Here is a 22,143-nt window from a genome sequence, read left to right as displayed (position 1 = left end):
GAGCATGCGCCTCGCCCCCGCCGCGCCGCCGCTGCTGGCGGCCGCGCTGCTGCTCTCGCCGCCCGCCTGGGGGCGGGAGGTGTGGCACGCCACGCGCGCCCTGCAGCCGGGCGACGTGCTGCGCCCGCAGGATGTGGAGGCCGTGGTGCCGCGCCGCGACGCGCCCACCTTCATCGAGGCCGAGCGGGACATCATCGGGCTGGAGGTGCGGCGCCGTATCCGCGCCAATGCACCCATCCCCGAGCGCGACATCGGCGACCGCTCGGCGGTGCGCGCCACGCAGATGGTGCGCGTCTTCTGGAAGAGCGCCGGCGTCACGCTCGAGATGGAAGGCCGCGCCATGGAGGCCGGCGCCGTGGGCGAGGAGATCCGCATCCACAACCCGATCAGCGGCCGCACCATCCGTGCCATGGTGGTGGCCGATGGCACCGCGGAAGTGCAGGGCCGGCCATGAGCGGGCCTTCCCTCCTCCCCCGGCGGGCGCGGCTGCTGCCGGGCGGCTGCCTGGCGCTGGCTGCGGTGCTGGTCCTGGGCGGCTGCGACAGCTTCGGCCACATCCAGAAGCCGCCGCCGATCTCCGCCCCCGGCGCGATGGCCGACATCCCCTCCCTGACCGGCAGCGACGATCCCATCGAGGTCTCCACACGGCCGCGCCTGGCCGGCACCGGCCCGACGATGATGGGCTCGCTCTGGCGCCCCGGCAGCCGCACCTTCTTCCGCGACCAGCGGGCCCGCACGGTGGGCGACCTGCTGACCGTCGAGATCGAGATCGACGACAGCGCGCAGTTCGACAACCGGCTGGAGCTGGAGCGGGAGAGCAAGCAGAACCTCAACCTGCCCTTCCTGATGGGCCTGCAAGGCGCGCTCGGCAAGGCCTTCGGGGGCGCGCTGGACCCGGCGCTGGAACTGGGCGGCGGCAGCACCAGCAATGGGACGGGCCGCGTCCGCCGCACCGAGAAGATCCGCCTGCAACTGGCCGCCACAGTGGTGCGGGTGCTGCCCAGCGGCAATCTGGAGATCGCCGGCTCGCAGGAGATCCGCGTGAACAACGAGCTGCGCGAGTTGCAGCTGCGCGGCATGATCCGGCCCGAGGATATCCGCCCCAACAACCGCATCGCCTCGGAGAAGATCGCCGAGGCGCGGATTGCCTATGGCGGCCGCGGCGTGTCGAGCGATCTGCAGCGGCCGCGTTGGGGGCAGCAGATCATCGAGCGCGTGCTGCCCTACTGAGGCGGCGGCGCGGGCGGCCAGTCCTGCGCCAGCGCCTCCCGCAGCGCCCGCGCCGTCTCCAGCCCCAGGCCGGAGGCGAGGAGCGCCGTCCGCCCATCGGCCATGTCGAGCACCAGGCGAGCATTGGCGGCATGCTGTTGCTGCGCGATGCGTGCCGCCAATGCATGGATGCCGGCAGCTTCGCCCCCGTAAGGCCCCGCCTCTGGCTGGACGACACGCAGCGCCGCCAGGGGCCGCCAGGGCAGCAGGGCCTCGGCGGTTTCCACGCCTTCCGGGCGTAGCAGGATCTGCCGGGGGTGGCGGTTGCGGCGGGTCCGCTGCAAAGCCCGCAGCGCCAGGGCGGCGACCGCCAGACCAGCCACCGCGGCCGTGATGGAGACGCCATCGTGCCGCGCCGGATTCAACGCCACGGCCAGTGCCGGCAGGCCGAACAACCCGGTCAGCAACAGGGCCGCTGCCTGAAAGGCCAAGGGGGGCCGCGCCGGCTGCAACAGGAACAGCACGCCATCCCCTTGCGGGCGGCGCAGAAAACCACCGGTGCTGCCACGCGGCGGGGGCGTGTCCAGGGTGGGGAGGAAAGTGGCCATGAAAAGCTGTCCGGAGCGGAGGCTACCCTGCGACATTAGGTGCACCCGCGCTGGACAGCCACGACCAAGTCAGCACACGCGGTCCGGATGGGTGAAGATCTCGCAGGCCGTACCCCGCGCCAGCGCAATGAGGGTGATGCCGCAGCTCTCAGCCACCCGCACCGCCAGCGCCGTGGGCGCGGAGACCGCCACAAGCAACGGCGCGCCGATCATGGCCGCCTTCTGGACCATCTCGACCGAAACGCGGCTGGTGAGCAGCAGCGCGCCCGCTCCGGCCGGCTGGCCCTGGCGGGCCAGCGCCCCGGCGAGCTTGTCCAACGCATTGTGGCGGCCGACATCCTCTCGCAGCAGCGTCAACCCGCGCCCGGGCTGCCAGAACCCTGCCGCATGCACGGCGCGGGTTTCGCGGTGCAGGGCCTGCGCGGCGGAGAGTGCCTCCATGGCCGCGCTGATCTCGGCGTGCGGCAGGGTCGTGCCGGCGGTGACCGGCGGCAGGTTCCGGCCCGCCTCTTCCAGACTCTCGATGCCGCAGAGCCCACATCCCAAGGGTCCGGCCATGCGCCGGCGGCGGCGCGCGAGAACCTCCGAACAGGCCTCGGCCACCTCCATCTGCACTTCGATGCCAGCCGGCCGTGGCACGACCTCAAGCGACAGCATCTCGGCAGGGGAGCCGATCAACCCCTCCGTCAGGCTGAAGCCCAACCCCAGATCCTCCAGCGCGATGGGGCTCGCCATCATCACCGCGTGGGTGGAACGGCCGTAGGTCAGGGCCACGGCGGTTTCCTCCGCCACAGCACGGAAACCCGGCTCCGCCTGATCGCCCTGCCGGGCCAGGCGTGGCAATACCAGGCTGGGCCGGCTTGCCGTCTCCTGCATCATCATGGCCTGTCTCTCCCGCTGCACCCAGAAGCAAGACGCACGGCAGAACCAGCGGTTTCGCGGAACCCTTGCGCAGGGTGCGCGTTGGACAGGCAAGGTTGCAACGCAGGGAGACCGGGCATGTCGCAGAAAGCCGTGAAGATCGAACCCTATAAGGGGCCGGCGGGCGGCTGGGGCTCGGCGCAATCTCTGCTGAACGCGGTGCGGCGCGACGGAGCGGCCCAGGACGTACTGCGATTGCTTCCACAGCAGAACAAGAAGGACGGCTTCGCCTGCGTCAGCTGCGCCTGGGCCAAGCCGGCTTCACCGCATCCCTTCGAGTTCTGCGAGAACGGCGCCAAGGCCACCACCTGGGAGCTGACCAGCCGGCGCGCCACGCCGGAATTCTTTGCACGCCATACGGTCAGCGAGCTGCGGCTCTGGAACGACCATGACCTGGAATACAGCGGACGGCTGACCCAGCCCCTACGCTACGACCGTGAGACGGACCGGTATGTGGCGGTCGCGTGGGAGGAAGCCTTTCGCGCCATCGGCGCGGAGCTGCGCCAGCTCCGGCCGGAGACGGTGGTCTTCTATGCTTCCGGCCGGGCCTCGCTGGAGACGAGCTACATGTACCAGCTCTTCGCCCGGCTCTATGGCAGCAACCATCTGCCGGACAGTTCCAACATGTGCCACGAGACCACCAGCGTGGCCCTGCCGCAGAGCATTGGCGTCCCAGTCGGGACGGTGCTGCTGGAGGATTTCGACCACACCGACTGCATCCTCTCCTTTGGCCAGAACACCGGCACCAACAGCCCGCGCATGTTGCATCCGCTGCAGAAGGCGGCCAAGCGGAACGTCCCCATCATCATTTTCAACCCGCTGCGCGAGCGGGGGCTGGAGCGTTTCGTCAACCCGCAGAACCCGATCGAAATGGCGGGCAACGCCTTTGCCGGCAGCGATACGCGACTGGACAGCCAATACCACCAGCTCAAGGCAGGCGGCGACGGCGCGGCCATCATGGGGCTGTGCAAGGCCGTCATCGCCGCCGACGACAAGGCGCGCGCCGCCGGCCGGGCGCCGGTGGTGGATCACGCTTTCATCGCCGAGCACACGCAGGGCTTCGAGAGCTTCGCGGAGAGCGTGAGGGCCATGGAATGGTCGCTGATCGAGCAACGCTCGGGTCTCTCCCGCACGGCGCTGGAGGGGGCGGCCAACGTCTACTGCAATGCCCGGGCCGTCATCGCCAAGTTCGGCATGGGATTGACCCAGCACCGCGATGGCGTGGAGACGGTGCGTCTGCTGATCAACCTGCTTTTGCTGCGCGGCAACATCGGCAGGCGCGGCGCCGGAATCCTGCCGGTGCGCGGCCATTCCAACGTGCAGGGCCAGCGCACCGTGGGCATCAGCGAGAAGCCCGAATTGGTTCCGCTCGACCGCCTGGCCGAGCAGTACCATTTCGAGCCGCCGCGTTGGGAGGGATGGAGCACGGTGGATGCCTGCCAGGCCGTAATTGACGGCGAGGCCAAGGGCTTCATCGGGCTTGGCGGAAACTTCGCCCGCGCCGTACCGGACACCGAGCGGGTGGAATCTGCCTGGACGGGGCTGCGTCTGACGGTACATGTGGCCACCAAGCTGAACCGCAGCCATCTCCTTCCAGGCGAGGTGTGTTACCTGCTGCCGTGCCTTGGCCGGCTGGAGGTCGATCATCAGGCCAGCGGCCCGCAGGCTGTCTCCATAGAAGACAGCACGGCGTGCATCCATGGTTCCCGTGGCAAACGGGAGCCGGCCAGCCCCGATCTGCTGTCCGAACCCCGGATCGTGGCGGAGATGGCCAAGGCCGCCTTGCCTTCCAACCCGCATGTCGACTGGGATGGGTGGGTTGGCGACTATGGCCGCGTTCGGGATGCGATCGAGGCAACCTATCCGCAGTATTTTGAGCGGTTCAACGAAAGGCTGTTCCAGCCCGGCGGCTTCCCTCGCCCGCTCGGCGCCCGGGACCGGAAATGGGCGACCAAATCCGGCAAGGCCGAGTTCCTGACGCCGACAACCGTGTCCAAGGCGCAGGTCGCCGTGCCGGAGGGCGTGCTGCAGCTGATCACCCTGCGCAGCAACGACCAGTTCAACACGACGATCTATGGCTATCACGACCGTTTCCGCGGCGTGCAAGGCACACGCATGATCCTGTTCATGAACCGCGCCGACATGCGGCGGCAGGGCTTTCAGGAGGGCGAGCTTGTCTCCCTCCAATGCGCCATCGAGGATGGGATCATGCGGCGCCTCGGCGGTTTCCGCGTGACGCCTTATGCGGTTCCTGAAGGTTGCTGCGCCGCCTACTATCCGGAATGCAATCCGCTGATCCCACTCAGCCACCATGCGGAGGGCAGCAAGGTTCCTGCCGCCAAGTCAGTCCCGGTCGTCATCGATCGGCAGGCCGCGCCGCGCCCGTTCGGCGCCATCTGATCCGGGCTTCGCTTCGCCGCCTTTCCCGGCCCAACTATCGGGGAAGGCGGCAACTCCAGTGCATACGCCGTTGGTTACCTGTGCATCCGATGAAATACATGCCTGCTTCACAGCGGAAGATGGCTTCGTGGCAAGTTGCCGCATTCCTCATGAACAATCCTCCCGCAAGCAGAGCCCAGAGATCGGGCACGCCCTCCGTAAAGAATGCCAGGGTGCTCGCCAGTGGCCTAAAGCTGGCTGATCAAGGCGGTTGAGACCGCCACAGCCGGATCTTTCGGGCAGCGCCAGAGGGAGGGAGCTGGCACATGGCTGCTGACTGCCCTTCAGAAGGGCCTTTCGGCCTTCCTACTCCAGGGAGAGTTCCATCTTCTGCACAATCCGGCCCCATTCTTTATACTCGGCGGCAACCCGCGAGGCGAATGCGTCCGGCGAGAGCAGAAAGGGCCGATAATCCAGCCGCGTCAGGCCATTGACAACCGGGGCGGCCATCTGAGCGTTGGCCACTCCCTTGTGGAAGAACGATACGATCTCCGGCGAGGAATCGGATGGCAGGAAGAGGCCGAACCATTCCTGTGCTGTAAGAGCAGGAAGGCCGAGTTCGGCGAAGGTGGAGATATCAGGCAGGCGCGCGATACGATCAGGAGCCGTATGGGCCAGGATGCGGACGCTGCCCGCGAGATGGGCGGAAAGCACATCCCCCAGCACCAGGACGGCACTGGACAGGTTCCTCGCCTGGAGATCCTGTAGCACCGGCGCCGAACCTCGATAGGAAACATGCTCCAGGCTTGCCCCCCAAGCCGAAGCGAGCTTCAGGCCCAATAGGTGAGGCATCGATCCGGCGGCCGGTGATGCAAAAGGCACCACGCCTTGCGCCAAGGCCCAGAGCCGCAGTTCATCCAAGCTTCTGGCCGGATGCGCAGCAGGAACTGCCAGGGCGAAGGGAAAGGCGCAAAGCGGGGAGACAGGCGCCAGATCACGCAGGGCATTGTAGCGCGTGCTGCGCGGGTAGGTATGCGGCGCGATGGTCAACATGCTGGCCGGTGTCAGCAGCAAGGTGCTGCCATCAGGCGGCGAGATGGACAGCGCCTCCACCGCCAACCGGCCGCCAGCACCAGGCTTGTTCTCCACCACCACCGATGCATGGCCGAGCGCGCGCCATTGCTCAGCATAAAGCCGTGCCACCATGTCCGTGGCGCCACCAGGCGGAAATCCGACCAGCAGCCGGATATCCGTCTTTACCAGTGGAGCAGGAACGCGGCCCTGAGCCATCATGGGGCAGCCGGCCAAGGCGATGCTGCAGAACAGGCGCCGTTTCAGCCTTGTGTTATCCACGGATTGCTTCCTCCGGCCGATGCTGGAGGAAAAGTAGCAAGGCCATTCTTTCCCAAGGCTTCTCGGGCTTTGCACTCTTTGGCCAACCTGCGAGGCCTAAACCTTTTGCAGGAGGCAAAGGCCGCCTTCGCACCACGCAGCACCCTCCGGCATGGCTGAGAGGCAGCTCAGACCAAGGGGAATCCAAAGCATCGAGCACGATAAATCTCATTATCGTGTTCATTTGCTGTGGGAGAGGAGGTTGTCAGAAAGCGGTTCTCGGCTTGAAGCAGAAAATCCCTTGCGGCGCCGGTCAAGGCCCAACTCCCCAGTTAAGGATAAGGCGCTACGTGCAAATTCTAATGACACAAGTATTTAACTGTTCCGAAGCTTTCCCTTCCCCTCAAGTAATTAACGAGCCATTCACCAATATTCCCATTTTTCTTCCTTGAGGCTCTGGAAAAAGATTATTCTCGTTGTCGATCTGCAGCTCAGGCGGCACATTGGAGATCAGGAAGAAAAGAGTTGAAGGCTCCAGAGATCTTCTAGTGCCAACCGATGAGCACAAGAGGATTTGCCTGATACCCGAAGTAATCCTCTAAATCGCCCCGGCAAAATCCGGAGAGTATCGGCCAGGACGACTGTCCAGAGCCATGCTCGCAACAGCACAGTCTCAATTCCGAGATTTGAGACAAAGCTGCCGCGAAAGACCCCTTTTTGCCGCCAAAGGACACATCGACAATGCTCAGCGCCGTTTCCTCCTCCTCTTCCAGCGCCCTGATGACCATGCAGAGCCTGCGCTCGCTGAACAAGCAGGTCTCCACGGTGCAGATCCAGATCGCGACCGGCAAGCGTGTCAACACCGCCAAGGACGATGCCGCCATCTGGTCGCTCGCCAACACGCTCAAGACCGACCTGGCCATGGGCAAGGAAGTGGCCAAGGGTCTCAGCATTGCTTCCTCAACTGTTGCCGCAGCCTCGGCCGGCGCAGAGGCGGTGGTCGACCTGCTGCAGAAGATGCAGGCAATCGTGATAGAGTATCAGGCGAACGACTCTACCGGCACCGCAAACTACGCCAGCGCCGAAGCAGCAGTGCTCGAGATGGTGACGCAGGTCACCGATATCGTCACGAAGACCGAATTCCAGGGCAAGAGCCTGCTGGCCACAGCCTCGACCGACATGACCGTCATGATCAACGAGGATGGCGACACCATCACTGTCACCAAAAAGGATTTGCAGGATGCGGCGGCCACGGACCTCACCACCGATGCCACAGCGGCCACCGACTACACAACGCTCCTGGCTGCAATCGACACGGCGCTGGACCTCTCCAAGCCCATCGCCACTTACTTCGGCACTGCCTCCAAGCGCATCGATACCCAGAGCGACCTGCTCGCAACCTTGAACGACAATCTCAGCGCCTCGATCTCAAATCTGATCGACACCGACATGGACGAGGCGGCAGCCCGCCTGACCGCGCTGCAGACGCAGCAGCAGCTGGCGACGCAGCTTCTGTCGATCACCACGCAGAACCAGTCGGCCCTGATCCAGACCCTCTTCCGCGGGTTCTGATCAGCGCACAGATCTGCCGGCTCCTCCCAGGCTCGGGGGCAGAGCCGGCAGTAAGCTCCCCTCATTGGCGGCAACCATGATGGGGTAAGGGGGACGGCGCCAGGGACATCGGACCGCTACATCCCTGGCGCCGTCATCTTTCCGCTTTCCGCCCATGCCAGGGCTCAGGCTTCCGTCGCAGGCCACAGGCAACGATGATCTTCGCTGCCTGTCTTGCCAACGTTAGCGCTGCCTGGAGGCCCTATGCGGCAGCGCCTACCCTGGAGAAGGTGGATGCCGATGTGCCGCGCACCTTCAAGGCAGCGTCCGAGGTGCTGCGCGAGCACGGCGCCTGCTATGGACGCGAAGGGACGTTCAAGAACTGCCGCACACCCTCAGGCCGCTTCGCTCTCCAGCTTCGCCAGATAAGCAATCAGGGAAGACTGCCAGGCTCCGGCCTGCTTATCCTGCAGCAGGGCCAGCCGCGTGATGTCTCCCTGCCCCACCACGCGGACCGGCACGGGTGGCAGGCCGGGTACCTCCAGCGTGCCGTGGCTGCCCCGTGGCAGGGGCCGCTCCATCCGCAGGCAGGCGCCCAGCGGGTCCAGGCTGACCACCCGCACCGGCACGGCCGCCGCCGCCACGCCATGCAGGGTGGCCGGCAGGTCCAGCCCGCTGCGCGCGGAGGGGCGGTGACGGATCGCGGAGACAGCACCCTCCACCACACTCTCCAGCCGGTTCTGTAAGCCGTCCATCGTCGCCAGGACCTGCCCCGAGGCGCTGTGCATCATGCCCACCGACATGCGGCTGTCGTCGATCTCCCGCGAGGCGCCAGCCACCTGCTCCTGGGCCTGGCGCGCGGAATTGGCGGCGGCGGAGACAGCCTGGGCGATTTCGTTGACCGCGATGGCCTGCTCGGACATGGCTCCAGCGACCGTGGCGGCGACCTCGTCCAGCTCGGTGATGCTGGCACCGATGCTGTCCATCGAGTGGGTCACCTGCTCCGCCTGGCGCTGGATCAGGCCCAGCCGGTCGGCAATCTCCGTGGTGGCGTGAGCCGTTCGGCCCGCCAGGGTCTTCACCTCGGAGGCGACGACGGCGAAGCCCTTGCCCGCCTCGCCCGCCCGCGCCGCCTCGATCGTGGCGTTCAGCGCCAGCAGGTTGGTCTGCCCAGCGATCTCGTGGATCAGCCGCGACACCTCGCCGATCTTCTCAATGATGCCTTCCAGCTCGTTGAACATGTCGCGCGTGTGGCGGCTGCGGTCGGCGATGCTGCGCGTGGCCTCGGCGGCGCGCGAGATCTGCTGCGCAATGTGGCCCACCGCATCGGCCAGTTGCGCGGTGCGGCCGGCGGCGGCGTCGGCGGCCTGGGCGGAGTTGTCCGCCTCGGTGCTGGCCGCCATCGCCTGCTGCTCCACCCGTCCGGTCGAGAGTTCCACCTCATCCGTCAGCTGGCCAAGGTCACTGGCACCCTCGGCCATCTCGGCGATCAGCTGGCCCGCCTCGCGCTCGATGCGTTGGGCCATGGCGTTCAGTGCCTCCAGGCGCTGCGCCTCTTCCTGCTCCTGCGCCAGGACCTGCTTTTCCAACAATATTTCGCATTCCGATAGCTGCCGTCGCAGCGACACGCTTCCTTGCGCCAGCCCGGCCAGACCGGGCCAAGCCCGGCCGAGCCAACCCAGCGGAGGCGGAGCGCCATTCGGCAGCGGCTCGGCCATCCAGCGCGACAGGCGGTGCAGCCGGCTGTCCAGCAGCAACGCGCCGCCGAACAGCAGCAGGCCAAGTCCCACGCCCCCAAGCCAGAAGCCCAGCCAGGACGCCAGCGCCTGCCCTCCCAGCCCCAGCGGTACCAGAACCGCTGCCAGGAGCAGCAAGGCCCCGGCCTTCCCTTGCTCCGAGGATGGCGTGCCGGTGGGCAAAGGGGGAGGGTTCTGAAGCATCGGTACCCGGTTCAGGAAAAGCGCCCCCAGGTGGCGGCGGGCGGACATGCCCGTCTGCCGCCACCTTGGAAGCCAGAGAGCATGACCTGCGCTGCCACGCAGTGGGAGCAGAAGAGAGGCTTTCACAACAGCCACTTAAAATGCCTGAAGCGAAGGGTGCCTGATATGTCTCTACGATATTTCGCTTGAATAGAGAGTTTTTTCGCATAGACTGGTCGCGACGAATTTCGCATTGCTGGCAGAAGGCTGAGCACCGCATGGCCCTTCGCGCATCCCGCGCCACAGAACGCCCGGAGCTCGATTCCGCCGCCGACGGAGATGCCCTGCTGCAGCTCCGCCCCCGCCCGGACTTCGTCTGCACCGGCTCTCTCGCGGCCTTGGCGCAACGGGCGGAAACCTATCTGGGCGCCGGCTATTCGGTGCATTTCCGCGGCCCGGCCGGCAGCGGTAAAACCACTCTCGCCCTTCATCTCGCCGAGCGTCTGGCCCGCCCTGTCATCCTGCTCGTCGGCGACGACAGCTTCGACACGGAGCGGCTGATCGGGCGCGAGAGCGGCCAGCGCACCCGCCGGGTGGTGGACCGCTACATCAGCAGCGTCACCAAGGTGGAGAGCGAGACCAGCTCCGTCTGGCTCGACCGCGCCCTGACCATCGCCTGCACCGAGGGCGCCACGCTGGTCTACGACGAGTTCAACCGCGCACCGCCTGCGGCCAACAACGTGCTGCTGACGGTGCTGGAGGAGCGGCTGCTGATCCTGCCCAAGGCCGGGCGGGGCGAGAGCTACCGCCGCGTGCACCCCGATTTCCGGCTGCTGCTGACCTCCAACCCGGCTGATCATGTGGGCACACACCACACCCAGAACGCGCTGCTCGACCGCGTCGTCACCCTCGACCTCGAGAATTGCGACCGCGAGACGGAGATCGCCATCGTCACCGCCCGTGCCGCGCTGCCGGCGGCGGAGGCGGCGCGCATCGTCGACCTGGTGCGGGATTTCCGGCGCTCGGGCGAATACGCCCAGCGCCCCACCATGCGCGCCTCGCTGATGATCGCCCGCATGGTGGCGCGCGAAGGAATGAAGGCGGACGCGGCCGACCCGGCCTTCCGTCAGCTCTGCGCCGACATCCTGGCCAGCCGCCTGAAGCCCGGCCCGGACGGCATCCCCGATGCCCGGCACCGGCAGATGCTGACGCGGCTGATCGATCATTTCTGCGCGCCCGACGCCTGTACACCCGAGGTCCGCACACCCGAGGCCGCCACCTGATGCGCCCCGCAGCCCCCCGCCAGCGCCCGCCAGGCACACGGCTCAGCGCCCGTGGTGCCGGGCCGCAGCGCCTGGAATCGGCAGCGGCGGAATACGCAATGCTGGCCCAGCGCCGCGCCCGGCTGCTGCGGCAGATCGACCTGCTAGAGCGGCAGCGCCACGGCGCCGATGCGGGCTTCCAGGCGCTGGAGCAGCGCATGGCCACGCTCTCGCGCCAGATGCTGCCGCCGGCGCCGGAGGCTCGGCCGGCCCCCTCCGCACCGCCGGAGGCCGGGCCGCTCACCCTCCCGGCCGCCGCCGCCGAGCCCCGCCCCGCCCCCGCCGCCGCCCGGCGGCGCGGCATGCTGCTGGAATACTGAGGAGGATCCGCATGGAACCCACCGCCCTCGTCAGCCGCGCCAAGCAGCAGCTCGAGGCGCTGATCGGCCTGTCCACCGACACGATCAGCCGCTTCGACCGGAATGCGGAGGGCTGGCTGCTGAACATCGACATGCTGGAGCACAGCGCCATCCCCCGCACCCACGACCTGATCGCGCGCTACGAGGTGGTGCTGGACGAGGCGGGCACGCTGCTGCGCTGGCGCCGCACCGCCCGCACCCAGCGCGGCCAGCTTCTCGAAGAAAGCTGAGCGCGGGCCGCACCCTTCACCCCCAGGAGACAGAATGTCCCTGCAGCACTCCGTCGGCGGCAGCAGCCTGGCCGACATCCTGGAGCGGATCCTCGACAAGGGCATTGTCGTGGCCGGCGACATCTCCATCAGCCTCGTCGGCGTGGAGCTGCTGACGGTGCGCGTCCGCCTCGTCGTCGCCTCGGTCGATCGTGCGCTGGAGATGGGCATCCGCTGGTGGGAGGGCGAGCCCGCCTACCAGGGCAATGGCCGCGCCCTGGCGCAGGAGACCGAGCGGCTGCGCGCCGAGAACCTGCAGCTCAGCGAGAGGCTGCAACGGCTGGAGCAAAGCCTGGCCGCGCCGCGCGGCTGATCCCTCACCCTGTCAGGAGGTCGCCAGAATGGCACCGCACCGCATCCTGTCGCCGCACGCCACGCCCGGCCTCTCCCGCCGGCTGAGCGAGCGCGCCCGCGCCCACCAAGGTCTCGGCCACCCCCCCTCGCCCACCGGCGCCGCAGCGGTGGAAGGCATGCGCGCCGCGCTGCGCGACCTGCTGGGCCGGGCAATGGCCGATGGCAGCCAGACCGGCCCCGCCATGGAGGCTGGCTGCACGGCCTATGCACCGGGCGAGGCCCCGCCCCGCCAGCCCCGCAGCGAGATCCGGAGCGAGGCGGGCGGCTGGCGCATCCTGGCCGAGCTTCCCGGCACGGCGCCCGAGGCGGTGGCCCTGGCGATCCGCGACGGGGTGCTGCTGATCCATGCCAGCGGCCCCTTCCGCTACGAGGCGCGCCTCGCCCTGCCCGCGGGCGCCGACCCGCACAGCCTGCGCTGGCACTGCACCCATGGCTTGCTGGAAGGGCGCCTCGCCCCCCGCGGCCGGGAGGACGAGGCATGAGCAGCCTCTACATCTACGGCCTCGCCCGGGCCGAGGAGCGGCCGGAGGCCGCGTCGCTGGGTACCGGCCTGTCCGGCGCGGCGCTGGAGTGGGTGGCGGAGGGCGGGCTGGCCGCGCTGGTCAGCGACTCCCCAGCCGAGCACATCACCCCCACGCGCCGCAGCATGCTGACCCACACGGCGGTGCTGGAGCGGGCGCAGCAGCAGCGCGCCATGCTGCCGGTGCGCTTCGGCACCGTGGCGCCGGACGCGGCGACGCTGCGGCAATGCCTGAACGGCAATGCCGCCACCCTGAGCGCCGCGCTCTCCAGCATCGCCGGGCGGGTGGAGCTGGGCGTCAAGGCGAACTGGCGGGAGGATGTGGCCTTCGCCCAGCTGCTGGAGGAGGATGCCGGGCTGCGCCGCCTGCGCGACCGGCTGCGCAGCCGCCCCGCCGCCGAGACCTATGCCGAGCGGATCGAGCTGGGCCGCAAGGTGGAAGCCGCCCTGGCCGCCCGCCGCCAAGCTGACAGCGCCGCCATCCTGGCCCGGCTGGCGCCGCTGGCCGAGCGCGAGACGGCGCTGAAGCAGCTCGACGAGACGATGATCCTCAACCACGCCTTCCTGGTGCCGCGCAGCCACGAAGCGGAATTTGATGCCGCCATGTCGGCCCTGGCGGCGGAGCACGCGGCGCGCATCGACTTCCGCTATGTCGGGCCGGTGCCACCCTACAACTTCGTCACGCTGCATGCCGACCTCTTCGGCCGGGCGTGACGGCGATGCTGTTCCGTCTGCTTGCCGCGCCGGTTGCCGGGCCCCTGGGCGGGATCGCCTGGGTGGCGCGGCAGATCACCCAGATGGTCGAGGAGCAGAATTTCGACCCCAAGCGGATCGAGGCGGCGCTGCTCGCGCTGGAGCGCCGGCTGGAGGCGGGCGAGATCGACGAGGCCGCCTTCGAGGCCGCCGAGGCGGAGCTGCTGGAGGAACTGCACCTCATCCGCGCAAGGCAACAGGCCAAGGCCGGCGCCGCATGAATCCGGGTCAGGAGGCTCTACGATGAAAGGTCTGGTACGGCTGCTCGGGATCGGCACCCCCGAAGGCGCAGCAGCGATCCGCCTGGCACTCGGCCGGGTCGGCGGCCATGGGCTGGTGCAGCACGAGGCGGCAGGCTTCGTCGCTTTCGCTCAGCAGGAGCCGGCGGGCCCACGCCGGGGCCTGGGCGAGGCCGCCCGCCTGCAGGGGCTTCTGGTGGTGCAGAAGCGGCTGGAGGCGGCCTGCCGCGTGGCGCCCTTCCTGCCCGCCAACCCGGCCGCCGCCCTCTGCCCCGCCGCCGAACTGCCCGAGCTGCTGGAGGCCGCCGCCGACGGGCTGGGCGCGGCGCTGGAGCGGGACGGCGCCACGCATCAGTGGCAGGTGACGCTGCGCTGGCCGGTGGAGCACTGGCTAGCCTCGCACCGCCCCCGGCTGATGGCCGCGCAGGCCAGTGGTGAATTGCGCGACAGCACCGCGCTGGCCGCCGCCATCGCCCAGGCCATGGTGGACGAGGCCGCGCAGCGCGCAGCGCGCCTGGAGGCGGCCCTGGCCCCCGCCGTGCTGCGCCTGGCCCGCCTGCCCGCCGGCGCCGAGACGGAGCTGAGCTTCGTGCTGCTGGTGCCCCGCGCGCGGGAGGAGATCATCGAGCAGGCCTTGCAGGCCCTGCCGGCCGATCTCTCCGCGGGCGGCAGCGCCGAGTTGCGCGGGCCGATGCCGCCCGTGAACTTCGCCGCCTGGCAGGTGGCGGAGGCAGAGGAGCCGGCCCTGCGCGCCGCCTGGGCGCTGCTCGGTCTACCGGAACGGGTGGATGCCGAGGTTCTGCGCCTGCGCTGGCGCGACCGCGCCGCCAACCTGCACCCCGACCGCACCCTTGCCCCGGGCGATGGCGGCGCCATGGCGGAGATGCGCGGCGCCTACCGGCTGCTGGCGCCCTTGCTGGACGCCGGGAAGGACACCGACCTGACCGCCCTGCTGCCCCGCGCCCGCCGCCGGCTGGTGCCCTGCGGCGAGGTGGCCGCATGAGCGCCGAGGCCTGGTACGCCTATGCCGTGACGGCGGCCGGCCATGCCGCGCCGGCAGTGCCGCCCATTCTGCCCGGCGCGGCGCTGGCCGCGCTGCCGGCGGGCGAGGTGGCGGTGCTGGCCAGCCCCGTGCCGCGCGCGCTGTTCGACCGCGAGGCGCCCGGCAACCGCACCGCCGAGCCCACCTGGATCGCCGAGCGGGCACAGGCGCATCACGGCGTGGTGGCCGCCGCCGCGCCCTGCCTGCCCTTCGCCTTCGGCGCGCTGTTCAGCGGCCTCGCCCCGCTGCTGGACTGGGCGGAGGAGCGGCGGTCGGTGCTGGCCGAGGCGCTCCGCCTGCTCGGCCAGCGCGCCGAATGGAGCCTGATCCTGCGCGAGGACGCGGCGCAGCACGCAGCCTATCTGCAACGCACCGAACCAACTCTTTCGGAACTGGCGCGCAAGCGGAGCGGGGCCGGGCCGGGAACCGCCTTCCTGCTGGCACGCCGGCTGGAGCAATTGCTGCCGGCAGTGCGGGCAGCGCGCCTTGAGGCGCTGCGCGAGCAGATGCACGCCGTGGCCGACCAGTGCGGCCTCGCCCCCCAACCCGAGCCGCGCCCCGAGCGGCTGACCATGCTGGCCGACACGGCCGCCATCGAGGCGGCGCGCCCGGCGCTGGAAACGCTGGGCGACAGCCTCTCCGGCACCGGCGTGACGCTGGAGCTGTCCGGTCCCTGGCCGGCCTACAGCTTTGCGCGCAAGGCGCTGGAGCATCCGGCATGAGCCATTCCGCCACCCTGGAAAGGCCCCCTGCCCTGCCCCAGCAGCAGAGCCTGGTCGAAGTGCTGGACCGGCTGCTGGAGACGGGGGTGGTGCTGGACGGCCAGTTGGTCCTCTCGGTGGCCGGGGTGGATTTGGTGCAGATCAGCCTGCGGGCCCTGCTCTCCTCGGTGGAGGCTGCCTCGCGCATGATGATGGGGCCGCCCACGCCATGAGCCTCTCCGCCCCGGAAACTTCCTCCACGAGCGTCCCGCCGATCCGCCTGGAATTGGACCCCGCACGGCTGGAGCAGGATCTCGGCCGGCTTGTGCTGACCCTGGTGGAATTTCTCCGCCGCCTCATGGAGGCGCAGGCCCTGCACCGGCTCGAGGCCGGCAGCCTGAGCGAGGACGAAGCCGAGCGGCTGGGCCTGACGCTCTCGGCAGCACGCGCGGCGGTGCAGGTGCTCTGCCAGCGTCTCGGCCTGCGGGCGGAAGAGCTGAACCTCGATCTCGGGCCGCTCGGGCGGCTGCTGTGACGACCCGCGGCCGCCATGGCCGCAGCAACCCCGGCAGGAGGCCGGCATGACATCCGCAGAAGCGATCTCCTCTCCCGAAGACCCTGGCATGGCGGAGCTGGTCGGCCTGCTGGGCTGGCCATGGAAGCTGGCGCTGGTGCTTCTGGTCACCGCCCCTGCCCTCTGGTTCCTTCCCGCCAGCGGGTTGCTGGCCATCGACAGCGGCCCCTGGGCCGGTCCGGCGGCGATGGCCTGTGCCGGGCTGGCGGCGCTGCTCTCTCTGGGCGCCAGCCTCTGGACGCTGCACGGCCTGCTGACCGCCCCCGCCGCCCCGGCGGAGAGCGGCGATGCCCAGGCGGTGATCGACAGCCTGCGGCAGATGCTGGAGGAGCAGCGGCGGCAGATGGCCGAGGCCACCGCCGCCGTGGGCCGTGCCGTCACCACCGGCGCGCAACTCTCGGGCCTGGCACGGGCGGTGGAGAAGCAGCTGAAGGACACGCTGGAGCAGCCCGCCGCCCTCTCGGCCGAGGGCGGGCAGTCGCTGCTCGCCTCGCTGCGGCAGACGGTCTCCTGGGTGGATGCCGAACTGGGCGCGGCGACCGCACGGCTGGCCACCATGGCCGAGCGCGCCGAGAGCGCCCAGGGCACCGCCTCCGTCCCTGCCTTTCCCAGCGCCGGCGGTGAGCTGCCCGCCCGGCTGGAGAGCGTGGTCAAGCGGCTGGAGAGCGCGGTGCCGGCCGCCGCCCTCTCGCGCATTGAGCATTGCGCCGCGCAGCTGGAAGGCGCCGGCGCCACGCTTGCCGCCCTGCCCGCCGCCGCGGCGCAGATGGGCCAGGGCGTGGACCGCATCCAGCAGGCCGCACAGGCGCTGGAGAGCATGGAGGATGCGCTGGGCGCCCTGCCCGTGCTGGCAACGCGGCTGGGCCAGAGTGCGGGCGAGATGGGTGCCGCCGCGCGCCGCATCGGCCAGACGCAGGAGGCGGCGCGGGCGCTGACGGAAGTGGCCGCCACCTTCTCCGGCAACGTGGAACGGCTGGAGGGCCTGACGCGGACTCTGGCCCCGCTGGCCGAGGTGCCGCATGCCGGAGCGGAACTCTCGGCCGGGGCGGCGCGCCTCAACCACATGGCAGACCGCCTGGAAGCGGCCGGCGCCGCGCTGGACCGCCTGCCCGAGACCGCCGAGCATCTGGCCGCCACCAGCAAGGCCATGGCTGAGCGCGCGGGCAGCACGCAATTGCAGGCCGCGCGCCTGGCACGTCTGGCCGAGCGTGGCGAGGCAGCGCTTTCCGAGGCCGCCCGCCGACTGGCGCAGAGCGAGGCGCCGGAGGCGGGAACGGCGGAACGGCTGCATGAGATCGTGCAGCGGCTGGCCGTGCATGTGGAGCGGGTGGCGCACAACGAGGCTTCGCTGGGCGATGCCGCGCGCTACCTCACCGAGACGACCGACCGCTTCAGCGCCGGCACCGCGTCGATCGAGATGCAGGCCGTACGGCTGCAGGCGATGATCAGCATCGCTGGCAACCGCGAGACGCATACGGCCGAGATGGAGCCGCTGCGGGCCACTCTCGCGGCGCTGGAGCAGCACATGGCGGCAGCCTCCCGCCTGGGCGACACGCTGGACGGGACACGGCAGCAGTTGGAGGCTGTGCTGGCAGCAGCCAGCACCTTGCTGACGGCGCGGTTCACCACGCCGCCCGCGGCTTCCACCGCCGGCCGCCTGCTGGAAGCCGTGCAGGACAGCGCCTTGCCACCCACCATCCGCATCACCCTGGAGCGGCTGGGCAGCGTCGAGAGCAGCAGCGCCGATCTGCTGGAGGAGGCGGAGAAGCTGGCGCGGCAGGCCATGGCCGGCACGGCGGCGCTGCCGCCCGCCCTGGTGGTCCGCGCGCCGGAGCTGCTCTCGGCCGTGGAGGAAAGCATCCGCCGGCTCAACTCGGCGGCCACGGCCCTGGCCCTGGCGAGCGACGGGCCAGGCCAGCGGGCGGCCTGAGCGGCCTCGCACCTTCCCCGAGGGAAGGGGCGCCGAGGGGGCGCCAGGACTTCTGACGTCAGAAGTCCGGCGCCGCCTCCCAGTCCGCCAGCTTGCCAAGCGGGCTGCGCGGCAGCGCCGTGCCAAATCGGAAATGCACCGGGCGGCTCGGCGCCTCGAAGGTGGCGCGGCACCAGCGGTCCAGCTCGTCCGACAGGGTTCTGACGTCAGAAGTTCCGGCTGGCACGACGAAGGCCTTCAGGCGCGGCTCCGGCAGGCTGGCATCCAGCCGCACGGCGCAGGCGGCCACCGCCGGATGGGTGGCCAGCCGCTCCGCCACACGCTCGGGAAAGACGTTGATGCCGCCCACCTGCACGGCGGTGTCCTTGCGGCCGAGCAGGCGCAAACTGTCCTCGCCCGGCCATTCGGCACGGTCGGGCAGCGGCCATTCGCGGCCGGTTGCCACCTCGATCACCGAGGCAGCGTCGCCGCCGGCGCCACGACGCCAGCGCGGCAGCAGGGTGAAGGGGGCGTCAGGGTTGCTGCGCGTGGCCAAGCCAGCCGTTTCGGAGCTGCCATAGATCTGCCGGACACTCTGCGCGCCCTGGGCCAGCAGGGCGCGATGCACCGCATCAGGCAAGGGCGCGGTGGAGCTGAGCACCGCCACCCCGGGCGGCAGCGCCGGCAGCTCCGCCAGCAGGCGCCGCAGGCCGAGCGGATAGCCCACCAGCAGGCTGCCCGGCTCCAGCGCCAGCCGCAGCCGTCCGGGCGAGAGGGCGCGGCCATCCACCACCGGCAGGCCCAGCCGGTCCGGCAGCATGATGGTGAAGAGGAAGCCATAGATGTGATGGGCCGGGACCAGTTGCACGATCCTCTGGCGGTCCGCCAGTTCCGAGGCCCAGAAGCCGGTCTCATCCTCCAGCGCGGCCCAGGGATGGGGGCAGGGGCGTGGCTCGCCCGTGCTGCCGGAGGTGAGGAAGGTCAGGCCGGTGGTGCCCTCCTGCATCACCCGCTCCACCAGCTCGGCCCATTCGCCAAGGGTGGGCAGGGCCAGCAGCATGTCCTCCACCCCCACCTCATGCACCTGGAAGAGCCGGCTGACGGCGCTGGCGATGCCGACGCGCTCCAGGCTGTCCAGCCCCAACCCCTCCTCACCGATCGGCAGTTCCGGTCCCCAGGCGGCCGCCACGTCAGGCGCGATCTGGCGCCGCGACAGGCTCGCCAGCTCGGCCACCACCAGCGAGACGAGCGCCCGGAAGATGGCCGGACGTGACAGGACATGCGGCATGATCAGGGCTTCTCGCTTCTGCGGTTCCGCCGCCGCTCAGCCCCGCATGCGGCGGGCGCTGGCGATCCAGGCGTCGATGTCGATCAACTGGCTGATCTCGCCCAGCGCCTCGCGCAGATGCGCCGGCTCCGCATGGGCCAGGTCGTCGATCGTGCTGTACCCAAGCTGCTGGAGGCGCATCCGCATCCCCGGCCCCAAACCCAGCACGGGGCGCGAGAGGGTTTCCGCCTTGGCCGGGGCGGCAGGTTCAGGCGCGGGTGCCAGTGGAGGCTCCGGCTCCGGCGCCAGTTCCGGCGCAGGGGAGGGGAGGGGAACCGGCTCATCAGGCTGAGGCTCAGCTCGGGAGGGGAGGTGGATATCAAGCGCTGTTTCTGGCGGAGAGGCCGGGAGTTTCGTGGCCTCCACCTCGTCGAGCAGGACCGAAAAGACGGAGGGAGACGGCTCCATCTCCATGGAGGAAGCCGGAACGGGCGAGGAAGGCGGGGCGCTGCCTGTCGACATATCCGGCACGGGCGGCTCTGGATCGGGAGGTACGGCCGCGGGAGGAAGAGCCTCCGGCAGCGGCCGGGCTTCCACCGGCTCGGCCTGGAGCGCCGCGGTGGGCTTGGGCTTGGCCGGGCCAGGCTGTGCCGGGCGCTGGCGCAGCGCCGCCCGCTCGGCGAGGCGGCGCGCCCGGAAGGCGGCCACGGTCTGGACGCCGCCGGCGCTGCGGGGGCGGGAATGACCGCTCTGGCTGTCCGTCATGCGTCAGATCCTGCAGGAGAAGGCCCGGAACCTCCTGGGAAACCCCTGGAGGGGGGACAGGCGGCCCCGGGCCGAAAGAGATCAGGCCGCGGCGACGGCAGCCGGGTCGGTGGTCAGGCCGACCGCCTCAGCATAGCGCAGATAGGTTTCGACCGAAGCGACGACGACACGGATCTCGACGGCCAGCAGCTCGATGCCCACCAGCGCGACGCGCAGGAAGGCGTCGACTACGATGCCCTTGTCGAGGATGCGGTCGATGACTTCGGCGAGGCTGCTGGAGGCCAGGCTCTTGTTGATGGTCATGGGTCATTTCCTTTCTGGAGAGGCGCGGGAGAGAGGGAAGGGGCGAGAGGCTTACGCAGCCTTCTGACTGTTCCGGCCCGCGGGCCGCGCGCCCCTCTGTCGCGGCCGGGACGCGGAAACGGCGGCGTCTCAGGCTCCGTTCAGCTCGCTGAGGAAGCTGCCCAGCAGGGCCCGGTACTGGCTCTGTGCATCGGCCACGCGGTACTTCAGGGCGGCTGCCTGCACCATCAGTTCGGCGGGCGTCATTTCGGGGTCGTCGAGATCGAAATCCGCCACCACGTCGGCACGCGGATCGTAGCTCTCGAAGTGGCTGATCGCGTCCTCGAGCGTGTCGGCGACGAAGACATGGAACTGGTCCTTCGCGCCCTCGGCCTTGGTGAAGACCCGGATATCGGCCACGAAGCGGCCGTCATCGGTCTGGTAGAGGTTCAGCTCGTGCCAGAGCGCGGTGCCGAGCCGGTAGCCGTTATGGGCGCCGAGCTGGCGGCCGGAAAAGCTGACCGGGCGGGCCCCCGACTTGCGCAGCGTGATCATGCTGCCGCCGCCGCGCGCCATCATGCGCGGCTCCGGCATGGCCGGCACCGAGAGGGCGGAGGCCGGCGCGGGCATGCCGGCGCGGTTCTCCAGCGTATCCAGGCTGGTCACGATGTTCATTGCAGGCCTCCTGAAGCTGCCCACGGGCGGGGCTCATGGCGGGGAGCGCCGAAGACGGCGCCCAACAGGGCGCGCCAGCGCGCGCGTTGGAAACCGGACTCCCGGCCGGCGGCGGCGAGAAACTCCTCGGCCACGGCACGCTCCGGCAGGGGTCCCGTCAGGGCCTCGACCGGCATCACCGCGACGGGGTCATGGGATTCGAAGAAGTCCCGCACGGCCTCCGGGCCATCGCACAGCGCGGCATGGCGGAAGGCGGTCAGGCCGCGTGCTTCCAGCAGGTGGCGGACGACCGCGACGAAGCGCGCATCCTCCGTCTCCAGCACCGCAATCTCCGACCAGATGTCGCACCCGCCCCCCTGGCTGCTGGCCTCCAGCAGCATGCGGGCGGGCAGGTAGAGCGGCCGCTGGCCGTTCCGGGGCAGCAGGGTCCAGCTGAACTCGCCCGGGCGCGGGGCCAGCACCGCCACCTGCTCCTCCGGAGGGGGGGGGAGCGGGACGAGCGGCGGGCAGAGCAGCGTGGCAATGCGCAGCGCGGCCATGGGAGCGGTTCCGCCGGGCTGCCGGGTCAGAGCCGCTTGATGAAGACCCAGATGCCCTGGTCGATCGAGACCGACTTCATGTGCACCCGGACCTTGGAGGGCTTCATCTTGTAGTCGAAGGCATACTCGAACATCGTGTTGACGCTGCCCTGCGCGACCGCCTGCTGAAAGCGGCCCATGAACTGGTGGCCCTTGGTGCAGGGGGCGATGTCGTTGAAGAAGTTCTTGCCCATCACCTGGTCCGCGGTGCGGCCGCTGATGGCCACCTCGCCCGCATTGTACTTGATCACCTTGCCCACACGGTCGAGCAGCACCGCGCCGAAGGGCAGGCGGTCGAGGCGGGTCGGGTCGCGCGCAACGAGGTTGTCGAGGTCGTCGGCGCCAAACTTGATCAGTTCCATCGAAGCGGTGCTCCTGCGCGGAGGGGAGGGGCGGCCGGGGTCACGGGCCTTGGGCGAGTTCGAAGAGCAGCCCGCCGGCCAGGGCGCGCCAGTCATGCTGCAAGCGTTCCGCGCGCTGCCGCAGCGCCGCGGCGCGAAGGGTCGCCTCGAAGGGGATAGGTCGTGTCCCATCGCGTGGTGTAGGAGCGATGGTTCCGGCGGGTTGGGTAGCCGGGATCAGGCTGGCACGGCGGAGAGCCTGATGGGACCAGTA

At 69.8% G+C, this 22,143-nt stretch carries 27 protein-coding genes; 16 read left to right on the top strand and 11 right to left on the bottom strand.

Annotation, left to right across the window (positions count from 1 at the left end):
* The first annotated feature begins 4 nt into the window (after positions 1 to 4).
* Both flgA and ACFOY6_RS11390 read left to right on the top strand, forming a co-directional pair.
* Positions 5 to 454, top strand: coding sequence for a flagellar basal body P-ring formation chaperone FlgA (flgA, locus tag ACFOY6_RS11395; RefSeq protein WP_379640473.1), 450 nt, complete (start codon positions 5 to 7; stop codon positions 452 to 454).
* Positions 451 to 1,230, top strand: coding sequence for a flagellar basal body L-ring protein FlgH (locus tag ACFOY6_RS11390; protein ID WP_379650784.1), 780 nt, complete (start codon positions 451 to 453; stop codon positions 1,228 to 1,230). The genes flgA and ACFOY6_RS11390 overlap by 4 nt, the downstream gene beginning before the upstream one ends.
* On the opposite strand, the gene ACFOY6_RS11385 is transcribed toward ACFOY6_RS11390, so the two are convergent.
* Positions 1,224 to 1,817, bottom strand: a complete 594-nt coding sequence (locus ACFOY6_RS11385) for a hypothetical protein (protein WP_379650782.1) — start codon at positions 1,815 to 1,817, stop codon at positions 1,224 to 1,226. The two genes, ACFOY6_RS11390 and ACFOY6_RS11385, sit on opposite strands and share 7 nt — an antisense overlap.
* A gap of 69 nt (positions 1,818 to 1,886) precedes the next feature.
* Complete coding sequence (gene fdhD / locus ACFOY6_RS11380; protein ID WP_379640477.1) at positions 1,887 to 2,699, bottom strand: formate dehydrogenase accessory sulfurtransferase FdhD; 813 nt, start codon at positions 2,697 to 2,699, stop codon at positions 1,887 to 1,889.
* A 117-nt stretch (positions 2,700 to 2,816) separates the two neighbouring features.
* Here fdhD and ACFOY6_RS11375 point away from each other — a divergent pair, with 117 nt between their 5' ends.
* Positions 2,817 to 5,138 carry an FdhF/YdeP family oxidoreductase gene (locus ACFOY6_RS11375; protein WP_379650780.1) on the top strand — a complete coding sequence of 774 codons (2,322 nt, stop codon included), beginning with the start codon at positions 2,817 to 2,819 and terminating at the stop codon, positions 5,136 to 5,138.
* A 345-nt stretch (positions 5,139 to 5,483) separates the two neighbouring features.
* Here the strand turns inward: ACFOY6_RS11375 and ACFOY6_RS11370 are convergent, their stop codons facing one another.
* A complete protein-coding gene (locus ACFOY6_RS11370) occupies positions 5,484 to 6,470 on the bottom strand; it encodes a tripartite tricarboxylate transporter substrate-binding protein (protein ID WP_379650778.1) in 987 nt (328 codons plus the stop codon).
* A gap of 720 nt (positions 6,471 to 7,190) precedes the next feature.
* On the opposite strand from ACFOY6_RS11370, the gene ACFOY6_RS11365 reads away from it, so the two are divergent.
* Positions 7,191 to 8,021 (top strand): flagellin, encoded by an 831-nt coding sequence (locus tag ACFOY6_RS11365; protein WP_379640479.1) that lies wholly within the window; start codon positions 7,191 to 7,193, stop codon positions 8,019 to 8,021.
* A gap of 374 nt (positions 8,022 to 8,395) precedes the next feature.
* Here the strand turns inward: ACFOY6_RS11365 and ACFOY6_RS11360 are convergent, their stop codons facing one another.
* Positions 8,396 to 9,874 (bottom strand): methyl-accepting chemotaxis protein, encoded by a 1,479-nt coding sequence (locus ACFOY6_RS11360; protein ID WP_379650776.1) that lies wholly within the window; start codon positions 9,872 to 9,874, stop codon positions 8,396 to 8,398.
* 323 nt (positions 9,875 to 10,197) lie between these two features.
* On the opposite strand from ACFOY6_RS11360, the gene gvpN reads away from it, so the two are divergent.
* The 12 genes from gvpN (at position 10,198) to ACFOY6_RS11300 (ending at position 17,982) form a co-directional block, all read left to right on the top strand.
* Positions 10,198 to 11,202 carry a gas vesicle protein GvpN gene (gene gvpN, locus ACFOY6_RS11355; protein WP_379640482.1) on the top strand — a complete coding sequence of 335 codons (1,005 nt, stop codon included), beginning with the start codon at positions 10,198 to 10,200 and terminating at the stop codon, positions 11,200 to 11,202.
* A gap of 98 nt (positions 11,203 to 11,300) precedes the next feature.
* A complete protein-coding gene (locus ACFOY6_RS11350; protein ID WP_379640483.1) occupies positions 11,301 to 11,561 on the top strand; it encodes a hypothetical protein in 261 nt (86 codons plus the stop codon).
* A gap of 11 nt (positions 11,562 to 11,572) precedes the next feature.
* Positions 11,573 to 11,830: a gas vesicle protein GvpO gene (gene gvpO, locus ACFOY6_RS11345; RefSeq protein WP_379640484.1), complete on the top strand. Its 258-nt coding sequence runs from the start codon at positions 11,573 to 11,575 to the stop codon at positions 11,828 to 11,830.
* Positions 11,831 to 11,864: 34 nt separating this feature from the next.
* Positions 11,865 to 12,182, top strand: a complete 318-nt coding sequence (locus tag ACFOY6_RS11340; protein WP_379640485.1) for a gas vesicle protein — start codon at positions 11,865 to 11,867, stop codon at positions 12,180 to 12,182.
* 28 nt (positions 12,183 to 12,210) lie between these two features.
* Positions 12,211 to 12,705: an Hsp20/alpha crystallin family protein gene (locus ACFOY6_RS11335; RefSeq protein WP_379650774.1), complete on the top strand. Its 495-nt coding sequence runs from the start codon at positions 12,211 to 12,213 to the stop codon at positions 12,703 to 12,705.
* Positions 12,702 to 13,457, top strand: coding sequence for a GvpL/GvpF family gas vesicle protein (locus ACFOY6_RS11330; protein WP_379640486.1), 756 nt, complete (start codon positions 12,702 to 12,704; stop codon positions 13,455 to 13,457). Before ACFOY6_RS11335 ends, ACFOY6_RS11330 begins: the two co-directional genes overlap by 4 nt.
* A gap of 5 nt (positions 13,458 to 13,462) precedes the next feature.
* A complete protein-coding gene (locus ACFOY6_RS11325) occupies positions 13,463 to 13,717 on the top strand; it encodes a gas vesicle protein GvpG (RefSeq protein WP_379640487.1) in 255 nt (84 codons plus the stop codon).
* Positions 13,718 to 13,739: 22 nt separating this feature from the next.
* Positions 13,740 to 14,738, top strand: coding sequence for a GvpL/GvpF family gas vesicle protein (locus tag ACFOY6_RS11320; protein ID WP_379650772.1), 999 nt, complete (start codon positions 13,740 to 13,742; stop codon positions 14,736 to 14,738).
* On the top strand, positions 14,735 to 15,499 hold the full coding sequence (locus ACFOY6_RS11315; RefSeq protein WP_379650770.1) for a GvpL/GvpF family gas vesicle protein: 765 nt from the start codon (positions 14,735 to 14,737) through the stop codon (positions 15,497 to 15,499). Before ACFOY6_RS11320 ends, ACFOY6_RS11315 begins: the two co-directional genes overlap by 4 nt.
* On the top strand, positions 15,496 to 15,711 hold the full coding sequence (locus tag ACFOY6_RS11310; RefSeq protein WP_379650768.1) for a gas vesicle protein: 216 nt from the start codon (positions 15,496 to 15,498) through the stop codon (positions 15,709 to 15,711). The genes ACFOY6_RS11315 and ACFOY6_RS11310 overlap by 4 nt, the downstream gene beginning before the upstream one ends.
* Positions 15,708 to 16,013 carry a gas vesicle protein K gene (locus tag ACFOY6_RS11305; RefSeq protein ID WP_379640491.1) on the top strand — a complete coding sequence of 102 codons (306 nt, stop codon included), beginning with the start codon at positions 15,708 to 15,710 and terminating at the stop codon, positions 16,011 to 16,013. The genes ACFOY6_RS11310 and ACFOY6_RS11305 overlap by 4 nt, the downstream gene beginning before the upstream one ends.
* A gap of 46 nt (positions 16,014 to 16,059) precedes the next feature.
* The gene (locus ACFOY6_RS11300; protein WP_379650766.1) at positions 16,060 to 17,982 is read left to right on the top strand and encodes a hypothetical protein; all 1,923 of its coding nucleotides are present in this window, start codon (positions 16,060 to 16,062) and stop codon (positions 17,980 to 17,982) included.
* Between the two features lie 58 nt (positions 17,983 to 18,040).
* Here the strand turns inward: ACFOY6_RS11300 and pcl are convergent, their stop codons facing one another.
* The 7 genes from pcl to ACFOY6_RS11265 form a co-directional block, all read right to left on the bottom strand.
* Positions 18,041 to 19,249 carry a 4-coumarate--CoA ligase gene (gene pcl, locus ACFOY6_RS11295; RefSeq protein WP_379640494.1) on the bottom strand — a complete coding sequence of 403 codons (1,209 nt, stop codon included), beginning with the start codon at positions 19,247 to 19,249 and terminating at the stop codon, positions 18,041 to 18,043.
* A 36-nt stretch (positions 19,250 to 19,285) separates the two neighbouring features.
* Positions 19,286 to 19,435, bottom strand: coding sequence for a hypothetical protein (locus ACFOY6_RS11290; RefSeq protein ID WP_379650764.1), 150 nt, complete (start codon positions 19,433 to 19,435; stop codon positions 19,286 to 19,288).
* Between the two features lie 639 nt (positions 19,436 to 20,074).
* The gene (gene gvpA, locus ACFOY6_RS11285) at positions 20,075 to 20,296 is read right to left on the bottom strand and encodes a gas vesicle structural protein GvpA (protein WP_379650762.1); all 222 of its coding nucleotides are present in this window, start codon (positions 20,294 to 20,296) and stop codon (positions 20,075 to 20,077) included.
* Between the two features lie 129 nt (positions 20,297 to 20,425).
* The gene (locus tag ACFOY6_RS11280) at positions 20,426 to 20,950 is read right to left on the bottom strand and encodes a hypothetical protein (protein ID WP_379640497.1); all 525 of its coding nucleotides are present in this window, start codon (positions 20,948 to 20,950) and stop codon (positions 20,426 to 20,428) included.
* Positions 20,947 to 21,489 carry a hypothetical protein gene (locus ACFOY6_RS11275; RefSeq protein WP_379650760.1) on the bottom strand — a complete coding sequence of 181 codons (543 nt, stop codon included), beginning with the start codon at positions 21,487 to 21,489 and terminating at the stop codon, positions 20,947 to 20,949. Before ACFOY6_RS11275 ends, ACFOY6_RS11280 begins: the two co-directional genes overlap by 4 nt.
* 26 nt (positions 21,490 to 21,515) lie before the next feature.
* Complete coding sequence (gene pyp, locus ACFOY6_RS11270) at positions 21,516 to 21,890, bottom strand: photoactive yellow protein (protein WP_379640500.1); 375 nt, start codon at positions 21,888 to 21,890, stop codon at positions 21,516 to 21,518.
* Between the two features lie 40 nt (positions 21,891 to 21,930).
* Positions 21,931 to 22,143: hypothetical protein (locus tag ACFOY6_RS11265; RefSeq protein WP_379650758.1), on the bottom strand; the 213-nt coding region annotated here is incomplete at its 5' end.

Source organism: Teichococcus aestuarii (genome assembly GCF_042651065.1).
In the GTDB taxonomy this organism is placed as follows: domain Bacteria; phylum Pseudomonadota; class Alphaproteobacteria; order Acetobacterales; family Acetobacteraceae; genus Pseudoroseomonas; species Pseudoroseomonas aestuarii.
Note: the sequence above shows the minus strand (reverse complement) of the source record. Positions and strands in the feature narration are given on the sequence as shown.